Source organism: Bordetella genomosp. 4, assembly GCF_002261185.1.
Lineage (GTDB): Bacteria > Pseudomonadota > Gammaproteobacteria > Burkholderiales > Burkholderiaceae_B > Bordetella_A.
On record NZ_NEVQ01000018.1, the window covers coordinates 1 to 19,645 of the forward strand.

The 19,645-nt window shown below is 60.5% G+C and carries 14 protein-coding genes; 7 read left to right on the plus strand and 7 right to left on the minus strand.

The features are described from left to right. Positions 1–603 precede the first annotated feature (603 nt). Entirely contained in the window at positions 604–1,386 is a 783-nt protein-coding gene (locus tag CAL20_RS18565) for a GNAT family N-acetyltransferase (protein WP_179266700.1), read from the minus strand. Between the two features lie 268 nt (positions 1,387–1,654). On the opposite strand from CAL20_RS18565, the gene CAL20_RS18570 reads away from it, so the two are divergent. The 3 genes from CAL20_RS18570 to CAL20_RS18580 are packed head-to-tail and all read left to right on the plus strand — an operon-like array spanning position 1,655 to position 7,488. Further along, on the plus strand, positions 1,655–2,869 hold the full coding sequence (locus CAL20_RS18570) for an efflux RND transporter periplasmic adaptor subunit (RefSeq protein WP_094838617.1): 1,215 nt from the start codon (positions 1,655–1,657) through the stop codon (positions 2,867–2,869). A gap of 9 nt (positions 2,870–2,878) precedes the next feature. Continuing rightward, positions 2,879–6,049: an efflux RND transporter permease subunit gene (locus tag CAL20_RS18575; RefSeq protein ID WP_094838618.1), complete on the plus strand. Its 3,171-nt coding sequence runs from the start codon at positions 2,879–2,881 to the stop codon at positions 6,047–6,049. Then, positions 6,046–7,488 (plus strand): efflux transporter outer membrane subunit, encoded by a 1,443-nt coding sequence (locus CAL20_RS18580; protein WP_094838619.1) that lies wholly within the window; start codon positions 6,046–6,048, stop codon positions 7,486–7,488. Before CAL20_RS18575 ends, CAL20_RS18580 begins: the two co-directional genes overlap by 4 nt. On the opposite strand, the gene CAL20_RS18585 is transcribed toward CAL20_RS18580, so the two are convergent. After that, positions 7,466–8,128 (minus strand): TetR/AcrR family transcriptional regulator, encoded by a 663-nt coding sequence (locus CAL20_RS18585; RefSeq protein WP_254924254.1) that lies wholly within the window; start codon positions 8,126–8,128, stop codon positions 7,466–7,468. The two genes, CAL20_RS18580 and CAL20_RS18585, sit on opposite strands and share 23 nt — an antisense overlap. A 179-nt stretch (positions 8,129–8,307) precedes the next feature. On the opposite strand from CAL20_RS18585, the gene CAL20_RS18590 reads away from it, so the two are divergent. The 3 genes from CAL20_RS18590 to CAL20_RS18600 are packed head-to-tail and all read left to right on the plus strand — an operon-like array spanning position 8,308 to position 12,503. Next, on the plus strand, positions 8,308–9,759 hold the full coding sequence (locus tag CAL20_RS18590) for an efflux transporter outer membrane subunit (RefSeq protein WP_094838621.1): 1,452 nt from the start codon (positions 8,308–8,310) through the stop codon (positions 9,757–9,759). Beyond that, on the plus strand, positions 9,756–11,432 hold the full coding sequence (locus CAL20_RS18595; RefSeq protein WP_094838622.1) for an MFS transporter: 1,677 nt from the start codon (positions 9,756–9,758) through the stop codon (positions 11,430–11,432). Before CAL20_RS18590 ends, CAL20_RS18595 begins: the two co-directional genes overlap by 4 nt. A gap of 21 nt (positions 11,433–11,453) precedes the next feature. After that, the gene (locus CAL20_RS18600) at positions 11,454–12,503 is read left to right on the plus strand and encodes an HlyD family secretion protein (protein WP_094838623.1); all 1,050 of its coding nucleotides are present in this window, start codon (positions 11,454–11,456) and stop codon (positions 12,501–12,503) included. 81 nt (positions 12,504–12,584) lie between these two features. Here the strand turns inward: CAL20_RS18600 and CAL20_RS18605 are convergent, their stop codons facing one another. Genes CAL20_RS18605 through CAL20_RS18625 form a run of 5 tightly spaced genes read right to left on the minus strand, consistent with a single transcriptional unit; the run spans position 12,585 to position 18,620 of the window. Further along, a complete protein-coding gene (locus tag CAL20_RS18605; RefSeq protein WP_094838624.1) occupies positions 12,585–14,108 on the minus strand; it encodes an amidase in 1,524 nt (507 codons plus the stop codon). A gap of 9 nt (positions 14,109–14,117) precedes the next feature. Continuing rightward, positions 14,118–15,098, minus strand: coding sequence for a Bug family tripartite tricarboxylate transporter substrate binding protein (locus CAL20_RS18610; protein WP_094838625.1), 981 nt, complete (start codon positions 15,096–15,098; stop codon positions 14,118–14,120). 19 nt (positions 15,099–15,117) lie between these two features. Beyond that, entirely contained in the window at positions 15,118–16,446 is a 1,329-nt protein-coding gene (locus CAL20_RS18615) for a D-serine ammonia-lyase (protein ID WP_094822679.1), read from the minus strand. Between the two features lie 9 nt (positions 16,447–16,455). Continuing rightward, positions 16,456–17,433, minus strand: coding sequence for a Bug family tripartite tricarboxylate transporter substrate binding protein (locus tag CAL20_RS18620; RefSeq protein WP_176456564.1), 978 nt, complete (start codon positions 17,431–17,433; stop codon positions 16,456–16,458). Between the two features lie 50 nt (positions 17,434–17,483). After that, positions 17,484–18,620 (minus strand): NAD(P)/FAD-dependent oxidoreductase, encoded by a 1,137-nt coding sequence (locus tag CAL20_RS18625; protein WP_094822680.1) that lies wholly within the window; start codon positions 18,618–18,620, stop codon positions 17,484–17,486. Positions 18,621–18,806: 186 nt separating this feature from the next. Between CAL20_RS18625 and CAL20_RS18630 the strand changes: the two genes are divergently transcribed. Then, positions 18,807–19,397, plus strand: coding sequence for a helix-turn-helix domain-containing protein (locus tag CAL20_RS18630; protein ID WP_256981622.1), 591 nt, complete (start codon positions 18,807–18,809; stop codon positions 19,395–19,397). The last annotated feature ends 248 nt before the right edge of the window (positions 19,398–19,645 follow it).

A 19,645-nucleotide genomic window follows, 5' to 3' on the forward strand; every position in this document is an offset into this window, starting at 1 on the left:
AGGATGAAGATCTTGCAGGGCTGCTATTCATGGCCGCCTACGGGCGCGGCCATGAATAGCGTTCGGGATCTGCATGCGAAGGGTTTGGCATCGGAGACGAACAGAAGATCTCTCGAGCTACGATTTCGTTATACGTAGAGATGAGCTACGCATCATCGCCGCATGCATCAGATCTAGCCAAGCAGATCTTCCAAACTGGCAACACGCCACCCCGCCGCATGCCCGGACCGATCGCTATTCGCGCGTGTGCAGGGCACGCGCGAATAGCAGCACCGCAAGATCTTTCTCTTTGCCAACACGGTCACAGAAAAATGCCAAGCAAGAGACTCGTGCCAGCGATGTGATGAGCTTGAGTTACTGCGAGTCGAGCCGAGGCAATCGGGCCGTGCGGGCGCCTCAAAGCCGAGTGGAGCGGAGGCTGAAGGGAGGCCCGTAGGGGCCGGACGAAGCGAGCGAACACGGTGTCCGGCGCCCGCGCGCCGGACCGGCTTTGTGAAGCCCGCACGGCCCGATTGCCTCGGCTCGACGTCCATAAGCACACAGCCCACATCCACACCGACACCTCCACCCACGACCGTTCCACCACAAGCCTTAAACGCTTACCTAGCCCAATGCCTGAGCCGCCAGAGCATAAGTATGAAACTCCCCATCGCCCGCGACAGACGCGCCGTAGGCCATCCGCGTCCCCGTATCGACCCGCACGAGCCCTGCCGTAGCCAGCCAGTTGGCAATACCGATCTCAGGCGGAATATCGATACGTACAAATCGGCCCGCGCAAACAGCCAGCCAATGCGCAATCAACACACGCGCCGCCTTTTCATCAACGGCAACAACGGGCCCGATCAACTCCCCACGCCCAAACGGGCGCAGCATCGAAAACCCGATGACCTCGCCATGATCCTGCAACACCACGCCTTGCCCTTTATCGAGCAATGCTTGCACCAGGGAACGGCGCGACATGCCTGACGCGCACCGATCCAGCTCGGCCAGGACATCCAGGTCATCATGTGCAGCCGGCCGCAACGACCAGCCTGCCGGTAACGTCTCTTGCTGCTTATCTATCGCCACGCCCTGATGCTGGCTGATCTGCCCCACCGGCTGAAACCCATGCCGGGCGTACACACCCGCACCGTGCGGCGTCGCATGCAATAGCGCGGCAGGTGCCGACAAAGCATCCAATAGGCCCGCCACCAAACGGCTCGCAATGCCTCGTCCCCGATAGGTCTCGGAAACGATGATCATCCCCAACGTGGCGCACGATCCAAAATCCCAAGACATGGCCACCCCAATCAGTTGATTGCCGTCTAGTACCGCTACGCCGCTGCCTAGCGGATAGATGAATTGCCAATCCTCCAGGCGGTGCGGCCACCGGGCAGCTTGGGACAAACCCCACGCCTGCGGCAGATCCTCCGGCCTCAGCGCTCGAAACACGAGTCCATCCCACGCAGGATCTTCGATAGATTCAGATTGCTCTTGCACAATGCGCCCCCAGTTCAAAATGGGCAATTCTTTGCATGTAGTCTGCCACATATTGCGACAGTCGACACATCATCATACCCGCGCCAGCCTCCAGTTCGACCGCACTGCAGCCTCCCTATTTCCTGCACATTCGTTAGCTAGCATGGCTCATCATTTGACTCATTGCGGGTGTCGCATGTCCCATCGTTTCCTCTCAGCCGTTCCCCGAACCGCACGCTACAGCCTGCTGGCCTGCGTCCTGGCTCTCGTATTGAGTGCCTGCCAGGACGAAACACCAGCGCCACTGCCCGTGTCGGAAGTCGGCGTGCAGCGCGTCACCACACAACGGCTCGCGATGGAACAATACCTGCCGGGCCGTACCGTCGCCTATATGGAGTCGGACGTACGCCCGCAAGTCGGCGGCATCATTCAAAAGCGCCTGTTCACCGAAGGCCAGGAAGTCAAAGAGGGCCAGGTGCTCTACCAGATCGATCCCAAAACCTACCAGGCCAGCTACGACAGCGCCAAGGCGGATCTCGTCCAGGCCGAGGCCGTTGTCATGGCAGCCAAGCCCAAGGCGGAGCGCTATCGCAAGCTGGTCGCCATCGACGCCGTGAGCAAACAAGACAGCGACGATGCACTGGCGACGCTGCGCCAGAACGAAGCCGCCGTCGTCTCCGCCAAGGCAGCATTGCAAACCGCGAAAATCAATCTGGACTACACCCAGGTGACAGCGCCCATCAGCGGCCGCATCGGCACCTCGACCTACACGCCTGGCGCATTGGTCACGGCCAGTCAGGAAACAGCCCTGACAACGATTCAGCAACTGGACCCCATCTACGTCGACGTCACGCAGACCAGCGCGCAGATGCTGGCCCTGCGCAAACAAATCGATAGCGGCGCGCTGAAGGCGGTCAACGGCAAGGCCGAAGTCAAAATCCAATTGGAAGACGGCAGCCTCTACGATCGTACCGGCACACTGGAATTCGTCGGCACCTCGGTGAATACCAGCACCGGCAGCGTGACACTGCGCGCCGTGGTGCCCAATCCGGATTTCCTGCTGCTGCCCGGCACGTACGTGCGCGCGGTGTTGCCCATGGCCATCAATGACACTGCGATCCTGGTGCCGCAAAGCGCCGTCACGCGCAACACCAAGGGCGAAGCCGTGGTGAAACTGGTCGGAGACGACAACAAGATCATCGAACGCGTTGTGCAAACCGGCAACGCGATCAAAGACCAGTGGGTGGTTGCCAGCGGCCTGCAGGCCGGCGAACGCCTGGTGGTCGATGGCGGCAGCAAAGTCATGGCGGGCCAGGAGGTCGCCGTCGAGGAACTCAAGACGGCCAGCAATACCGAGCAACCGAACGCGGCTAGTGCCCCGACTCCGCCATCGACTGCAAAGGCTGAGTAAGGAACCGCCATGGCTCGCTTCTTCATTGACCGACCGATCTTCGCCTGGGTAATTGCCATCGTCATCACGCTGGCTGGCGCATTGTCGATCTTTACCCTGCCCATCGAGCAGTACCCCGATATCGCCCCGCCTTCCATCTCGATACGCGCGACCTACACCGGCGCGTCGGCGGAGACGACCGAAAATTCGGTCACACAGGTGATCGAACAAAACATGACGGGCCTGGACAATCTGCTGTACATGTCCTCTAGCAGCACCTCATCGGGCAGCTCGGAAATCACCCTGACCTTTGCTTCCGGCACCAACCCCGACACGGCTCAAGTCCAGGTACAAAACAAGCTGCAGCAGGCGCAATCCATGCTGCCCGACAGCGTGCAAAGCACCGGCGTCACCGTCACCAAATCATCGGGCAATATGTTCCTGGTGTTGGCGTTCACCTCTGAAAACGGCAGCATGGATGGTACGGACCTGGCCGACTACATGGTTTCTACCATCCAGGACCCGGTCAGCCGCGTCTCTGGGGTAGGCAACGTGCGTGTCATGGGATCGGAATACTCCATGCGCATCTGGCTGGACCCTGAAAAACTACGCACTTATTCTCTGATGCCTTCGGACGTCACGAGCGCCATCGAGAATCAGAACGCTGACGTATCCTCGGGCTCGCTGGGCGCGGTGCCCGCCGTCGAAGGCCAGGCACTCACTGCGACCGTCAATTCCCGCAGCCGCCTGAAAACGGCCGATCAGTTCAAAGACATCGTCATCAAATCCGAAACCAGTGGCGCAGTCGTCCATCTCTCGGATGTTGCGCGCGTAGAACTGGGCACCGAAGACTACTCCATCATCAGTAAATTCAATGGCAAGCCTGCCGCCGGTATCGGGATCGAACTCGCCTCAGGCGCCAACGCACTCGATGTTTCCGAGGCCGTCGATGCCAAGCTGCAAGAGCTGCAGCCTTTCTTCCCTAGCGGCTTGCAGTACCACGTCGCCTATAGCACGACGCCTTTCGTCAAAATCTCGATTCAAGAAGTCGTGACCACCCTGTTCGAAGCCATCGTGCTGGTGGTGGCCATCATGTACCTGTTCCTGCAGAACTGGCGGGTGACCTTGATCCCCGCTATCGCGGTGCCTGTCGTGTTGATGGGTACTTTCGGGATTCTGGCCCTGCTCGGATACTCCATCAATACCCTGTCCATGTTCGCCATGGTGCTGGCTATCGGGTTGTTGGTGGATGATGCCATCGTGGTCGTCGAGAACGTCGAACGCATCATGAGCGAAGAAGGCCTCAGCCCACGCGAGGCCACGCGCAAATCCATGGGGCAGATCACGGGCGCGTTGATCGGCATCGCGTTGGTGCTCACGGCCGTCTTCTTGCCTATGGCGTTCTTTGGCGGCTCCACCGGCGCCATTTATCGCCAGTTTTCGGTGACCATTGCCTCCGCCATGATCCTGTCGGTGCTGGTTGCGATGACCCTCACCCCGGCGCTCTGCGCCACGATGCTCACGCCGATCGAAAAAGGCGGCCATGTCAGCCGCAGAGGCCTGTTGGGGCGCTTTTTCCAATGGTTCAACACGCTCTTCGATCGCACTGGCAAGCGCTATCACAAGGGTGTCGGTCTCATGACCCGCCATCGCAAATCAGGCGGCATCATTTATCTGGCGATCCTGATCGTCGCAGGCGGCTTGTTCTGGCATTTGCCCACGTCGTTCCTGCCCGAAGAAGACCAGGGCATGCTGATGGTCATGGTGAAACTGCCGTCGGGGGCCACGCAACAACAGACGCTGAAAGTCATGGACCAGGTTGCCGACTACATCAAGGAACAGCCCGAAACCGACTCTATCATGTCTGTGGCGGGCTTCAGCACCGGCGGCAGCGGGCAAAACTCTGGGATGGGTTTCGTACGCCTGAAAGACTGGGACGAACGCGAGGCAGACGCCAATACGGTGGGCATGCGCATCAGCATGGAAATGGCAAAGCGTTTCCGCGACGCGCAGATCTTTGCTATGGCGCCCTCAGGCATACCCGGTTTGGGCCAGAGCGCGGGCTTCACGATGGAACTGCAAGACCTCGGTGGCGCTGGCCACGAGGCCCTGGTCCAGGCGCGCGAACAACTCCTCGCGCTGGCCGCCAAGAACGACAAACTCGACTCCGTACGTTATCAGGCGCTAGAGGACGCTCCCACCTTTGACGTCAAGATCGACGACGCCAAAGCGGGCGCACTCGGCCTGTTGCAAAGCGACATCAACAGTACGCTCGCTACCGCCGTAGGTAGCACCTATGTCAACGACTTCGTCAATCGCGGACGCATCAAGAAGGTCTACGTTCAGGGCGAAGCCGAGGCCCGCATGCTGCCAGATGACATCGGCCGGTGGTCTGTACGCAATAGCGCCGACGATATGGTGCCATTCTCGGCGTTCGCCAGCAGCAGCTGGGGATACGCGCCCGCCTCGCTATCGCGATTCAATGGTTCAGCCTCCATGGAGATTACCGGACAGGCAGCATCTGGCGTCAGTTCGGGTACCGCTATGACGGAAATGACCAAACTCGTCAAACAGCTGCCCGCAGGTTTCGGTTACTCGTGGTCAGGCCTGTCGTATCAGGAACAACAATCGGGATCACAAGCCCCACTGCTGTATGCCGTGTCGCTGTTGTTCGTATTCCTGTGCCTGGCCGCCCTGTACGAAAGCTGGTCCATCCCCTTCTCCGTGATGCTGGCGGTTCCCATCGGTGTCGTAGGCGCGCTATTGCTGACCAGCCTGCGCGGCCTGAGCAATGACGTGTATTTCCAGGTGGGTTTACTGGCCACCGTGGGCCTGGCCGCCAAGAACGGCATCTTGATCGTCGAGTTCGCAAAGGAACTCGAAGAACAAGGCAAATCCTTGATTGCAGCAACTCTGGAAGCTGCCCGGCAACGTTTGCGTCCTATCCTCATGACGTCTCTGGCGTTCATGCTCGGCGTGCTGCCTCTGGTCATCAGCACAGGCGCTGGCTCGGGCGGCCGCCACTCGCTGGGTACCGGCGTACTGGGCGGCACACTGGCATCCACTGTGTTGGGTATTTTCTTTGTTCCTCTCTTTTACGTAGTGGTACGTACCGTGTTCCCAGGCAAACCCAAATCGGCTGACGCCTCGGCACCGACCCAGCACGGCGACACCGCCAACCATAACGAGGTCAACCCATGAAGTCCTTGACCCTGAAACTGATCCCCCTCGTGTGCGCGCTCGCCTTGAGCGGCTGCGTCAGCATGGCTCCCGATTATGAACGTCCGGCATCGCCGGTGCCCACGCAGTTTCGCGGCGCCACGGCTGGCGTCGCTGATGCCACACCCGTCGCGGATCTGGATTGGCGCAAAATCTTTCTCGATGCACGCCTGCAAAAGGTCATCGCCACCGCATTGGAGAACAACCGCGACCTGCGCGTCGCGGTGCTAAACATCGAGAAAGCACGCGCCACCTACCGCATCCAACGATCCGATCTGTTTCCCTCGGTGCAGGCCTCCGGCAGCTATAACGCAGCACGCACCAGCGCCGCCAGCACAGGCACAGGCAGTTCGCAAGTCGGCCGCAGTGTCAGCGCCGAAGTCGGATTCAGCAGTTGGGAACTGGACCTCTTTGGACGCATTCGCAGCCTGACCGACGAGGCGCTCGAAACCTATCTCGCAACCGAGCAAACGCAACGCAGCACGCGCATGAGCCTGGTCGCCGAGGTCGCAGGCGATTGGCTCACGATAGCCGCGTACCAAGAACAACTGGCGTTGGCCAGGGAGACCTTGGAAAGCCAACGCGCCACCTTGAAGCTCACAGAGAGCAAACACGCGCTGGGCATCGCGTCCGGCGTAGACTTATCCGAAGTACAAGGCAGTGTAGAAAGCGCCCGCGCCGATGTCGCCAGCTACACCACGTCATTGGAACAGGCGCGCAACGCTTTGGATCTGGTCGTAGGCTCCCCCGTCGGCGATGATCTGCTTCCAGTCCCCACCGACCGCGAAGCCGTCGCGCTCGCTCCCCTGCCGGCCAACCTGTCGTCAGAGGTGCTCTTGCAACGCCCCGACGTGCTGTACGCAGAGCACTCATTGAAAGCGGCAAACGCCGATATCGGCGCAGCACGGGCGGCATTTTTTCCTACGATCTCATTGACCGCCGCAACAGGACGCAGCAGCGACGCGCTGTCCAGCCTGTTTGACGCCGGCACCCGCACCTGGTCGTTCGCGCCCAGCATTTCCATCCCGATCTTTAATGCCGGATCGCTGCGAGCCTCGCTCGATTCCGCCAAGATTCAAAAAGAAGTCACCGTGGCCGAATATGAAAAAGCCATCCAGACTGCGTTCAGCGAAGTCGCCGATGCCCTAGTCGCGCGCAACAACATCGATGAGCAACTCGATGCACAACGCGCTCAGGTCGCAGCAAACCAACGCAGCTACACGCTCGCCGATGCCCTGTACCGCAATGGCGTAGACAGTTATTTAGAAACTTTGGTCTCTCAGCGCACGCTATACAGCGCGCAGCAAACATTGATCACGTTGCAGCTGAGCGAGGCCATCAATCGCGTCACGCTCTACAAGGTGCTGGGCGGCGGCGCCGATGCGACTTCGACTGTGGCTAGCGCGTCCCAAACGCCTTGAAAAACGTCTCCAACGCCAGATTGGCCCAGCGCTTGCGCTGGGCCGCTGTCGCGGGGCGATCGGACAACAGCAGGCTTTGCAGCTGGATATGGCCACGGACCAGGCTGAAAAACACCGCAGCGGCCTCTTGGGTAGTCATTGTTCCCAGATCCAATTCTTTGGCCTGCACGGCCCGTTCCAGGTGTTCGGCCACGATTGTGCAATAGACCTTGGGGCCTTTCTCGTAAAACGTGCGTGCCAGCTCGGGAAAACGGATCGCTTCCGCCGCCGCCACGCGAAACAAAGCCAAGCCAGACGGCGCCAATCCAAAATCCAGGTACGCATTTGCCATTTCGGCCAAAACCGCCTGGATGCCTCCTGACACCGACCGCCCGGCTCGGAGCGCATCCATGTGCATGGCGCATTGCCTTTCGATCACGGCCGCAAACAGGGCCTCTTTTGTCGGGTAGTGGGCATAAACCGTGGCCTTGGACACACCCGCGGCCTGTTGAATCATGTCCGTCGTCGCCGCGGAAAAACCGTGCGTCAGGAAAACATCGCGCGCCGCATCAAGTACCGCCAATGCCTTACCCGTCGGACAAGGTGACGACTCCGAGAGCTTGGGATCACTACCGGAACCGGACTGTGCACCGCTTGTCACGCGTGCAACCCCAGCGCTCCTGTACTGACCCGATGTGGATTCAGATGGGTGATCGGTCTTTTTCATTGGGCGTGTGTACCGTTCGGTTCAAAAATGGTTGACCTGTCTCTGAGCAGAGAATACCATACTGTACCGAGAGGTTTAGTTCAATCCGCAAAAGTTTTCGTACGGCTCATCCCATGTCTATCGTCACCTATTTCAGCAGCCGCGCAGCGCCCATCCTGGCCTTGGCGCTGCTTGCTGGCTGCGCCGTTGGCCCGGACTTCCAGGCCCCTCAGGCGGCGCTTGACGGCATGCAACTCCAGCCCAAGGAGGGGCAAGCCCACCAGGCACTATCGGCGGATCCCGTGCCCCGGGATTGGTGGCGCTTGCTGAATGATCCCGTGCTGGACGGCCTGATCGCTCGCGCCTGGGAAGGCAATCTCGACGTCCAGGCGGCCGCGCTGCGTGTACAGCAAAGCCGCGCGCGATCCGGCATCGTCATGTCCAGCCTGTTTCCGCGCATCGGGCTGGACGCCAGCGTGACCCGCCAGGCGTTGAGCGAAAACGGGCCGATGGTCGCGCTGGGGTCTCCCACCGCTGCCACCGACCTATGGCAGGCAGGTTTTGATGCCAGTTGGGAAATCGATATCTGGGGCCGGCTGCGCCGGCAACGCGAACAGTCCCTCGCCTCGCTCGAGGCCTCTATCTACGAAGAACGCGGCGTCCAGGTGTCCCTGTCTGCGGAAATCGCCCGGCAGTATCTCGCGCTGCGCGGCGTACAGACGCGCCTGGCCATTGCGCTGCAAAACCAGGATATCGCGACCCATCTCGTGAAGCTGACGCAGAGCCGTCAGAAAAACGGTGTCGCGACGCGTTTCGACGTTGCCTCGTCCTTATCGCAACAAGCGTCCGTTGACGCGTTGATTCCTCAATTGCGCGATGAGCAGAATGTCTTGCTCAATGCGCTGGCGCTGCTGGTGGGCGAGCCGCCCCGCAGCCTGGATACGCAGTTGGAAAAGACCCACGTCCTGCCCGATGCAGCCGTGCAGTTGCCTGTCGGGCTGCCCTCGGAACTGGCCCTGCGCCGTCCCGACATCCAGCGCGCCCAGGCCAATCTGCACGCGGCCACTGCCGCAATCGGCGTGGCCAAGGCCGATTTCTATCCCCGTATTTCTCTCATCGGCAGCTTTGGCACACAGGCGTTCGAACGTGATGACCTGGGTTTGTGGAGCTCTACCAATTTCGCTATCGGCCCGACCATTCATTTGCCGATCTTCGAGGGTGGCCGCCTGACGCGCACACTGGAATTAACCGAGCTGAAACAGAAAGAGGCCGCCGTTGCCTATCGCCAGACCGTACTGCAAGCCTGGCACGAAGTCGACAATGCCTTCAACGCCCTGGTCGCGCAGCAACAGCGTCAGACCGCGTTGCAGCGTGCCATGACCGAGAGCCGGGAGGCGCTGGACGCAGCAGAAAGCGCTTACCGTGCCGGGGCGACAGATTACGTCACAGTACTGACGGCTCAGCGCAATCTCCTGGCCAGCGAATTGGAACTCAGCAATGCCACCACAGGCAGTGCCGTGGCGATTGTCTATCTCTACAAGGCCCTGGGAGGCGGCTGGGCGCCGCAAGCAGAGGCGCAGTCATGACCTCGGCAACGGTCACCCTCAATACTGCGGCAACGGCCAGCGTTCCGGCCGCGACCCGCCCATCGACGGCTAACACTGCAACCTCGACCAGCACGCCGACAATTACCGAGGCCGCGGCCGGTGCAGCCCCATCAGCGACCGCCAACTCGTCCCCCTCCAACAACACCCCAGCCACGGCTAGCCGCAACGCAAACGCGCTCACTCCACGCCTGGCGGCCGGATTGACCGGCATATTCCTGGCCGCCATGATCGCGGGCATCAACAATCGAGTAGGATCACTGACCCTGGCCGATCTGCGCGGTGCCAGCGGCTTTGGCCTGGACGACGGCTCCTGGATCACCACCGTCTATAGCGCGGGCGAGCTGCTCGCCATGCCGATCGCCGGCTGGTTTGCGATCACGCTAAGTCTGCGCCGTTTTCATCTGATGATGCTGGGCACCTGCAGCGCGATTGCCTGCGTGCTGCCGTTCGTGCAAGACATGAGCTTGCTGCTGATCCTGCGTGCTCTGCAGGGCTTGACCGCCGGTGCCTTGATCCCCTTGTTGATGATGGCAGCGCTGCGATTCCTGCCGCCATCGATCCGGTTATATGCGCTGGCGCTGTACTCGATGACAGCGACCTTCGCGCCCAATGTGTCTACGTGGTTGGCCGGACTATGGACTGATCAATTGCTCGATTTGCGGATGGTGTATTGGCAAGTCATTCCCGCAGGCCTGATCGCCGGCCTATTAGTCGCCTGGGGCGTACCGCAAGACATGCCCAAGCCCGAGCGCTTCGGCCAGGCGAACTGGTTCGGATTGATTTTCGGCGCCCTCGGCTTGGCGCTCGTGGCAGTCGGCCTGGATCAGGGCAACCGGCTCGAATGGTTTGCTTCCCCGCTGATCAGCACCTGCCTCGTCGTAGGCCTGCTGCTAGTCGCATACTACTTGTTCACGGAATGGCACCATCCCGCACCGTTCATCAAACTGCAGTTGCTGAGCCGGCGCAACCTGGGATTGGGCTTCACGATTTTCTTTTCCCTGTTGGTCATTTTCCTGTCCGGCTCATTGCTGCCGTCCCTGCACCTGGGCCATACATGGGACTATCGCGCACAGCAAAGCGCCCCCATCGGCTTGATGATCGGGCTGCCCCAGCTCATCGTTGCTCCTGCCGTGTCGTTGCTGCTGTATCGCAGATGGGTAGACGCCCGAGCCGTCATGGCCCTGGGGCTGGCATGTCTGTCCTTGTCCTGCGTGATAGGCGCACACCTGACCTCCGAATGGATGTGGACGGAATTCATGTGGGCGCAGAGCCTGCAAGCCATCGGCCAACCCTTGGCGGTCGTGGCGTTGCTGTTCCTATCGACCAGCGTAGTTCAACCGATGGAAGGCCCCTATGTCTCGGGCATGGTCAATCTGTTGCGTGCCTTGGGAACATTGGCGGGTTCCGCGGCAATCAGTCGGTTGATCGAACTACGCACGCGCTTTCATAGCGAAATGCTGCTGGATCATGCCGCTCGGGCGCAGGCTCCAGCACCGGCTGACTTGGCATCCACTATCGCAGGCCAAGCGGCCGTGCTGTCCATCGCCGACGCTTATTGGGCGTTGGCTGCCTTCGCAGCCATCCTGATCCCGTTGGTCTTCGCCCTCCAATACATCCCCTCGCCGACCGCGGCGATGCACCCGAAACACTGATTCAAAGCACTGAGAACCATCATGGCATTGAGCAAAAAAACCAAATTCGTATCGGGCGGCATATTGATTGCCGCTGCCGCCATCGCGGCCATCGTGATCAATCGTCCCGAGGCCTCCGCCTCGTCTCAATCAACGGACGATGCCTATATCCGAGCCGATATCACTTCAGTCGCCCCTCAGGTTGCAGGTCTGGTCACCCACGTCCTGGTCGAAGAAAACGAGACCGTCAAAGCCGGCCAATTACTCGCACGCATTGACGATCGCGATTACGAACTGGCGGTGCGCAGTGCCAAGGCCACACTCGCCAGCGCACAAGCCAGTGCCGACGCATTAAAAGCACAAGCCACCGTACAACAATCGGTCATCCACCAAGCCAGCGCCACATTAAACGCCGACCAAGCCAATCTCAAACTGGCTCGCGCCGATTTCAATCGGTATAGCAGCCTGGCCGCAGATGGCTCAGGCACCATTCAAGCGCGCCAGCAGGCCCAGGCACGTCTGCGCGTACAAGAAGCCCAGCACGAGAAGAACCGCGCCATTCATCAAGCGGAAACCGAACGCCTCACCATTTTGCAAGCCGATCTGCAACGCGCGGCCGCTGCCGTCGAACAAGCCAAAGCGGCTGTCGCGCAAGCCGAACTCAACCTGTCCTATACCCATATCGTGGCCCCGATCTCGGGCGTGATCGGCCACAAAAACATCCGAGTCGGCAATTTCGCCAAAATCGGAGAGGCCCTCGTCACCGTGGTTCCGTTGGCGGACATCTATGTGGAGGCCAACTTCCGCGAAACCCAGCTGGCAAAGATGCGCGCAGGCCAACCTGTCACCCTGACTGTCGACGCGCTGCCCGGACAAACGTTCTCCGGCAAAGTGCAAAGCGTAGGTCCCGCCAGCGGCGTCAGCTATTCCGCCATCGCGCCCCACAACGCCACAGGCAACTTCACCAAAATCGTGCAGCGCCTGCCCGTGCGCATTGCGCTGGATCCTGACCAAGAAAACACCAGCCTGCTGCGCGTAGGCATGTCGGTACAACCTAAAGTCGACGTCAGCCGCTCAAACTCAGCATCGTGATCCGAGTCCTCCGGGGCAAACGTCTCAAGAACCCGTCCCACCTTCACCAAGCCACACCTTCGACACCTTCCAAAAAAACCATCACACCGCCGATACAGCCCCGCCCTGCCCCTGTCCATCCAACACCGGCGGCGCCGTCACAATCGACGTCAAGGCCGGCTCGGCAACCTGCAATGCCGCCAGATTCGGACGCGGGCGGCGCAACGCCTCGATGCGCGAGAACGCCTGCTCCATCGCGTACGACGCCCCCAGCACCTCGCGATCGCCACGGAACGGACCCACGATCTGCAAACCAAACGGCATTCCATGTCCGTCCAGGCCGCAAGGCAAGGACAAGGCAGGATGCGTGGTCAGGGTCACCACATACGTCAGCGCCAGCCAACGGTAATAGTTTTCCTGCTTTTCACCGTTGATCGTATCCGCATACAGGCTGGTCCACGGGAACGGTGAAACCGGCGTGGTCGGCGACAAGATCAGATCATAGTCGGCGTAAACCTCTTGGAAACGCTTCAGGATACGCGTCTGCTCGGCTTGTGCCCACGCGCTGTCCTTCAGGCTCATCGCTGCGCCCATCTCATAGTTCGCACGAGGATTGGGACCCAAACTGGCGGGGTCCCGTTCGTATGCCTCGCGCATCCCAGCTACGAATGCTTCCGCGCGCAACACATCAAAACAACGATGGGCATCGCCCAGGTCCAATTCGATCGGATCGCAGGCCGCGAACAAATGCTTCATCGCTGCGATCTTGGTACGGAACGTGGCGCGAATGCCATCATCCACCGCACATACGCCGAAATCCTCGGTATACGCCACGCGCAACGAGCCCAAGTCGACTGATTCCGGACGCAGGAACGACAACGGATCCAGCGGATAGCTCAACGGATCCCCCGCATCCATCCCCGCCGAGGCCGCCATTTGCAGGCAAGCCTCTTCCACGGTGCGCCCCATCGGGCCCACGACTGAAATCGGCGTCCAGCCCAGCAGCTTGCGCACGCTAGGCACCACGCCCGGCGAGGGACGGAATCCCACCACACCGCACTTGGCAGCGGGAATACGCAATGATCCGCCCGTATCCGAGCCCGTGCAGACCGGCAACATGTCGCATGCCAACGCCGCGGCGGATCCGCCCGAGGACCCACCCGCATTGAGATTCGGGTTGAATGGGTTCCCCGTCGCACCCCATACCACGTTGCGCGAGTTCGCGCCCGCACCCATCTCGGGCACGTTGGTCTTGGCCGTCACGATGGCGCCTGCACGGCGCAGACGCGCAACCAGCTCGACATCCTGGTCTGGCACATGGTCCCGATAAATCGGCGAACCAAACGTCGTCAGCAATCCCGCCGTGGGCTCCAGGTCTTTCACACCCATCGGCAGACCGTGCAGCAAGCCCAGCATGTCCCCCGCCATTACCGCGCGTTCGGCGGCGCGGGCTTCTTCGCGCGCACGCGCATAGGCTTTGGCCGTCACCGCATTGACGTACGGGTTCACCGCTTCGATACGGGCGATGCAGGCCTCCAGCAACTCGACCGGCGACAACTGTCGCGCGCCGATCATTTGCCGCAGCGTAACGGCCGAAAGAGAAACCAGGGAATCATCCAGTGCCATGAGAAAACCTTAATCAAGCTTGATGTGAGCGCGCTCTGCAATGCCGCGCATGATCGGCAATTCTTTTTGAATCAGTGCCTCGCCGTCCGCGGCACTGCCGTAATCCGGCTCGAACCCTTGGGCCTCCAGACTCTTCTGAACCTCGGGGTTCGCCACCGCGGTCCGCAGCGCAGATTCCAGCTTGGTCTTGACCGCTGCCGGCAAGCCACGCGGCGCAACCACCATGAACCACGTATCCATCTCGGGCCCAGCATACCCCTGTTCTACAAACGTAGGAAGGTCTGGAAAAAACTTGGAACGTTTCGGGCTGGACAAGGCAATCGCCCGCACCGTGCCTTGCTTGACCTGAGGAATCGCAGCCGACACCGTATCGAACGTAAACGGGATCTGTCCGCCGATCAAATCCGTCATCGCCGGCGCACTGCCTTTATAGGGAATATGCGCCATCTGCAATCCGGCCTCGGCCAAGAACGCCTCGCCGACAAACTGCGAAGTGGTCCCCGTTCCGTACGAACCATAAGGCGGCTGCTTGTTCGCGGGGTCTTTCACATACGCCACGAACTCTTTCAGGTTATGCACGGGCACCTTGGGATTCGCCAACAACACCAGGCCCGTTCGCCCCACGATGCCCAACGGCTCGAAACTCTTGACCGGATCGTAGGGCATATTGGCACGAATCGCGGGATTGACCGTGAACGTCGTGCCAGAGCTGACCAACAAGGTGTACCCATCCGGGGCGGCCTTGGCCACATAGCTGGCGCCAATCACCGTTCCCGCACCGCCCTTGTTTTCTACCACGACGCTCTGCTCCAGCACATCGCCCAGGGCCTTGGCCATGACCCGGCCCATCGTATCGGTAGAGCCGCCCGGCGGGAATGGCACGACCAGCGTAATGGGACGAGAGGGATAAGGCTCTTGTGCCACGGCAGCTGTCATGCCTACTGCCATGCAAGACATGGCGAGACTCATCGCCAGTAAAGCTTTTTTCATGCATTGCTCCGATGGTGAATCAACGGCGATTCAGGAAATGCGCATACTCTTCGTCGGGCACAAACAGCCCGCCGGTGGTCCATACCAGATGTGTTGATTGCGGCATCTGCGCCAACAAACCGTGCTCGGCCAGGTAGGCCTGACCCGCTGTGCTCAGGCAGATATGCCGGGGGCCGCTGAAGCCTGCCGCCGCGGACGGTTCAATCCGTATGCCTTCGGTATCGTGCAGCCGAATCAAGTCGTCAAACAAGGTCTGATCCGCCACCGTATAGACTCCGGACAGCATGCCTCCTACCGCGCTGTACGCCAGTTCAGACGCACGGGGCACGGCCAGTCCATCGGCCTCGGTGCGATTATGCAGGCCCACGTCATACACCGAAGGCGCTGCCGGCAGACCAGGCAATTGCCCATGGCCTGCCATCATGCGCACCAGAAAACACGGCGATTGCACGGGCTCGGCAAAGAAACAATGCACATGCTCACCCAACACCTGCCGCAGACCATAAGCAATCCCGCCAGGTGCACCGCCTACGCCGCAGGGCAGATAAACGAATAAGGGATGCTGCGCATCCACGCGAATCCGTGCGGCATCGAGCTGCGCACGCAAACGCAACGCCGCAGCGGCATACCCCATAAAAAGCGAGACCGAACGTTCGTCATCGACAAAATAGCCATGAGGATCGGCCTGTACCTGCGCCCGGCCCGCGGCAACAGCGCGCTCGTAATCGCCGCTATGCTCGACGACCTCGACGCCGCGCGCCCGCAGGCGCGCTTTTTTCCAGGCTTTAGCATCCGCAGACATATGCACGGCAGCACGGAAGCCCAACGCAGACGCCATCACACCGATAGACAACCCCAGATTGCCAGTGGACCCCACCGCAACTTGATAACGGGCGAAGCATGCCCGCGCGGTGGGCGTGGCCAATTTCCGGTAATCATCGCCGGATTGAATCAGCCCCTCGCGCAACGCGACGGACTCGGCAAATTCCAGCACTTCGTGAATGCCGCCGCGCGCCTTGATCGACCCGGCCACCGGCAACGCATGATCAGACTTGATCCACAATGTTCCCTGCGCCTCGGGCAAACCCAAAGCCGCCTGCATTTTCGGCGTACGCGACAACGGCGACTCGATCACTCCGCCGCTGTCCTGCAACTCGGGAAAGAGCTCCGCCAGCAATGGCGCAAATCGATCAAACCGTGCCTGCGCAGCCGCGATCTGATCCGTCGTCAATCCTGTCTCAGCGGGCGCATCCACACGGCAATCCTCGGGCCCGGGACGTAACCACAGAACAGGCTCGGCATTGCGCAATGCTTGTAAAAACTCAGGCGTCACAACATTCGATGGCATAACCGGTACTCACTGCGCCTGAATATTGGCGCGCTTGGCGATCTCCGCAAAACGCGGAGTCTCTTCTGCGATCGTCTTGCGCAACGAGTCGGCAGATTCGAATGAGGCCTCCACGCCGGCCGCGCGCAACTGATCCAGCGTGGCGGGATCTTTCAGCGCGGCTTCCATTGCCTGACTCAAAGTATGCTGCACGTCTTCAGGCAGGCCTTTCGGGCCGAACAAAGCGATCCACGTATCCACATTAAAACCAGGATATCCGCTTTCCGCCAATGTGGGCACATCGGGCAAGAAGCTCGAACGCTTTGCCGTTGTCACGGCCAGTGCCTTAATTTTTCCTGCCTTCACCTGCGGCATAGCGGCCACCACCGTGTCAAACATCACCGGCACCTGACCGCCGATCAAATCCGTCATCCCGGGCGCGCTGCCTTTGTAGGGGATATGCATCATCTTGATGCCCGCAGCCTCTTGAAACTGCTCGGCCACAAAATGCGATACCGTCCCGATACCGAAAGATGCATAGGCGATACTGTCCGGCTTGGCCTTTGCGGCGCCCACCAGATCAGCCAGATTGGAGTACGGTGTTTTCGGGTTCGCGACGATCGCCATGGCCGTTCGCCCGAGAACACCCAAAGGCACAAAATCCTCTTTGGGGGAATAAGGCAACGAAGGATAAATCGCGGGATTGATAGTGAACGTCGTCCCGGAACTCAGCAGCAGCGTATAGCCATCCGGGCTCGCTTTGGCGACATACTGCGCACCGAGAATCGTGCCTGCGCCCGCCTTGTTTTCCACGACGACCGTCTGCTTCAATGCGTCGGTCATCGCCTTGGCCAGAATACGGCCGGCCACATCGCCAGCACCACCTGGCGAATAGGGAATGATCAACTGAATGGGCCGCTCGGGATATGCTGCCACGCTGACGGAGGTGACGGCCATCGACGCCACGCCGATGGCCACTGCGCCACACATCGTTGATAAGGTCTTCATGGTTTCCCCTTGTGCTTGATCAGCCGCGTGTCGGCGGGCTTATTTAAGAATCAACGCAGACGCGTAGGTGCAATGACCTCGGCCTGTACGCCGTGCGCCAATAAAGTATCAGGCACCGGCTGGTTCAACAGCAACGCCGCCGCCAGCTCGGATACCCCGGCAGCCGATTGAATGCCGTAGCCGCCTTGCGCGGCCAACCAGAAAAATCCGGGCACTGCGTCGTCCCACCCGACGACCAGATCGCCATCACGGACGAACGAACGCAGTCCGGCCCAGGTATGACGCGGGCGTCGAATCGTGAGTGTGGTGGCCTCTTCGATGTGATAGATGCCTGTCGCCACATCCAGTTCCTCAGGCATGACATCGTGGGCCGCCACCGGATCGGCATTCGCTGGCGAACCCAGCAGTTGCCCGGCATCCGGCTTGAAATAAAACTGCTCGTCCAGATCGGACACGGTGGGCCACTGTGAACAATCGACGCCCTCTGGACCCGCAAAGGTAAATGCCGTGCGTCGGCGTGGCTCCAACCCGATAGGCTGCGCACCGAAATGAGCTGCCACGTGATCGGCCCATGCACCCGCGGCATTGACCACGTGCGCCGCACGTACCGTCTGCCCATCGGCCAGCGTCAAGGTCCAATGTCCCGCATCCCGCACTGCAGAGGCCACCTCCGCCCTGCAGCGCAGCACTCCGCCCTGCTGGCGCATGGCCTTCAGGAATCCTTGATGCAATCCGTGCACGTCCAGATCCTGCGCTTCGGGCTCGAACATGGCACCGATCAAGCGATCCGCGCGTAAACACGGCACTCGCGACATCGCGTCGTCGACACTGATGAGACCGACGTTAGGTGCGGCCTTGACGGTTTCCTCGTAGACCTGTTGCAGCAACGCTTCCTGGCCAGTCTTGCCCAGGTACAGACACCCGCGAGGCGACAGAATCGGATGTTCGGCAAACCCCTCGGGCGGCCGTTCGTAAAACGCCCGGCTGGCACGCGTCAGCGCCTGAATCTGCGGCGTCCCGTAGGCCTCCATGAACATGGCAGCCGAACGGCCGGTGGAATGGTAGCCGGGCTGTTCCTCACGCTCCAGCACCACCACCCGGGCGTGGCGGGATAGCCGGTAAGCCACCGAGGCCCCGGCGATTCCGCCACCGATCACGGCAAAGTCAAACACATCAGATTCGTTCATAGCGGTGCAGCGCTTCCAAAATTCTCATTTAAGAGAATTCTCTTATGTGACAAAATTACAGTCAATCAGTAGTTACCTTATACGGTGCCGAAGGGGTTTGCGTAGCATGTAGCGCCGCCCACCATCCCGCCGGCGTTCCTAAATAGCCTCGCCCCACGGGCGATGCACATTTTCGAGGTATCACGCTTGACTCAGCCCTCTGCCCCTTCTTCGCCAGATACGGCGCGCGTGCGCATGGGTCAACAGCTGCGTGCCGCCCGCAAAGCCTGTGCACTGACACTGAAGCAATTGTCCGCCGTCTCCAGCGTGGCCCTGTCCACCTTGTCCAAGATGGAATTGGGCCAGGTTTCTGTCAGCTACGAGAAATTCACTGCCGTCGCGCGTGCGCTGAACATTGACATCTCTCAGCTATTGTCCGACCCGGACGCGCACCATGGCACCGTTCCAACGCGAGCCTCGACCACCCAGTCTCCCGACTACGATACGGGCAACTATAGCTATCGCTTGCTCGCCGGCGACTATCCGCAGCGCACCATGACGCCCATGTACGGGCGCATCATGGCTCGCAGCATCGACGATTTTGACGGCTTCATCCGACATGCTGGCCAGGAATTCATCGTGGTCTTGTCTGGCAAAGTCCGTATCTGTTTCGAGTCGGGTGAAAGCCTGACGCTCAATAAGCATGAGTCGGCTTATTTCGATAGCGGTCAAGGACACATATACCTGTCATTGAGCGCGCGCGATGCGGAGATCATGGTGGTGATGACGGCGGCTTGATCGTGCTGTTAATTTGCAGTTGCCGGTAGGTGTGGGGCCGGTGTATTTATTGGACGTCGAGCCGAGGCAATCGGGCCGTGAGGGCTTCACAAAGCCGGTCCGGCGCGCGGGCGCCGGACATCGTGTTCGCTCACCTCGTCCGGCCCGTTCGGGCCTACCTACGGTATCCGCTCCACTCGGCTTTCAGGCGCCCTCACGGCCCGATTGCCTCGGCTCGACTCGCAGTAATTCAAGCTCATCACATCGCT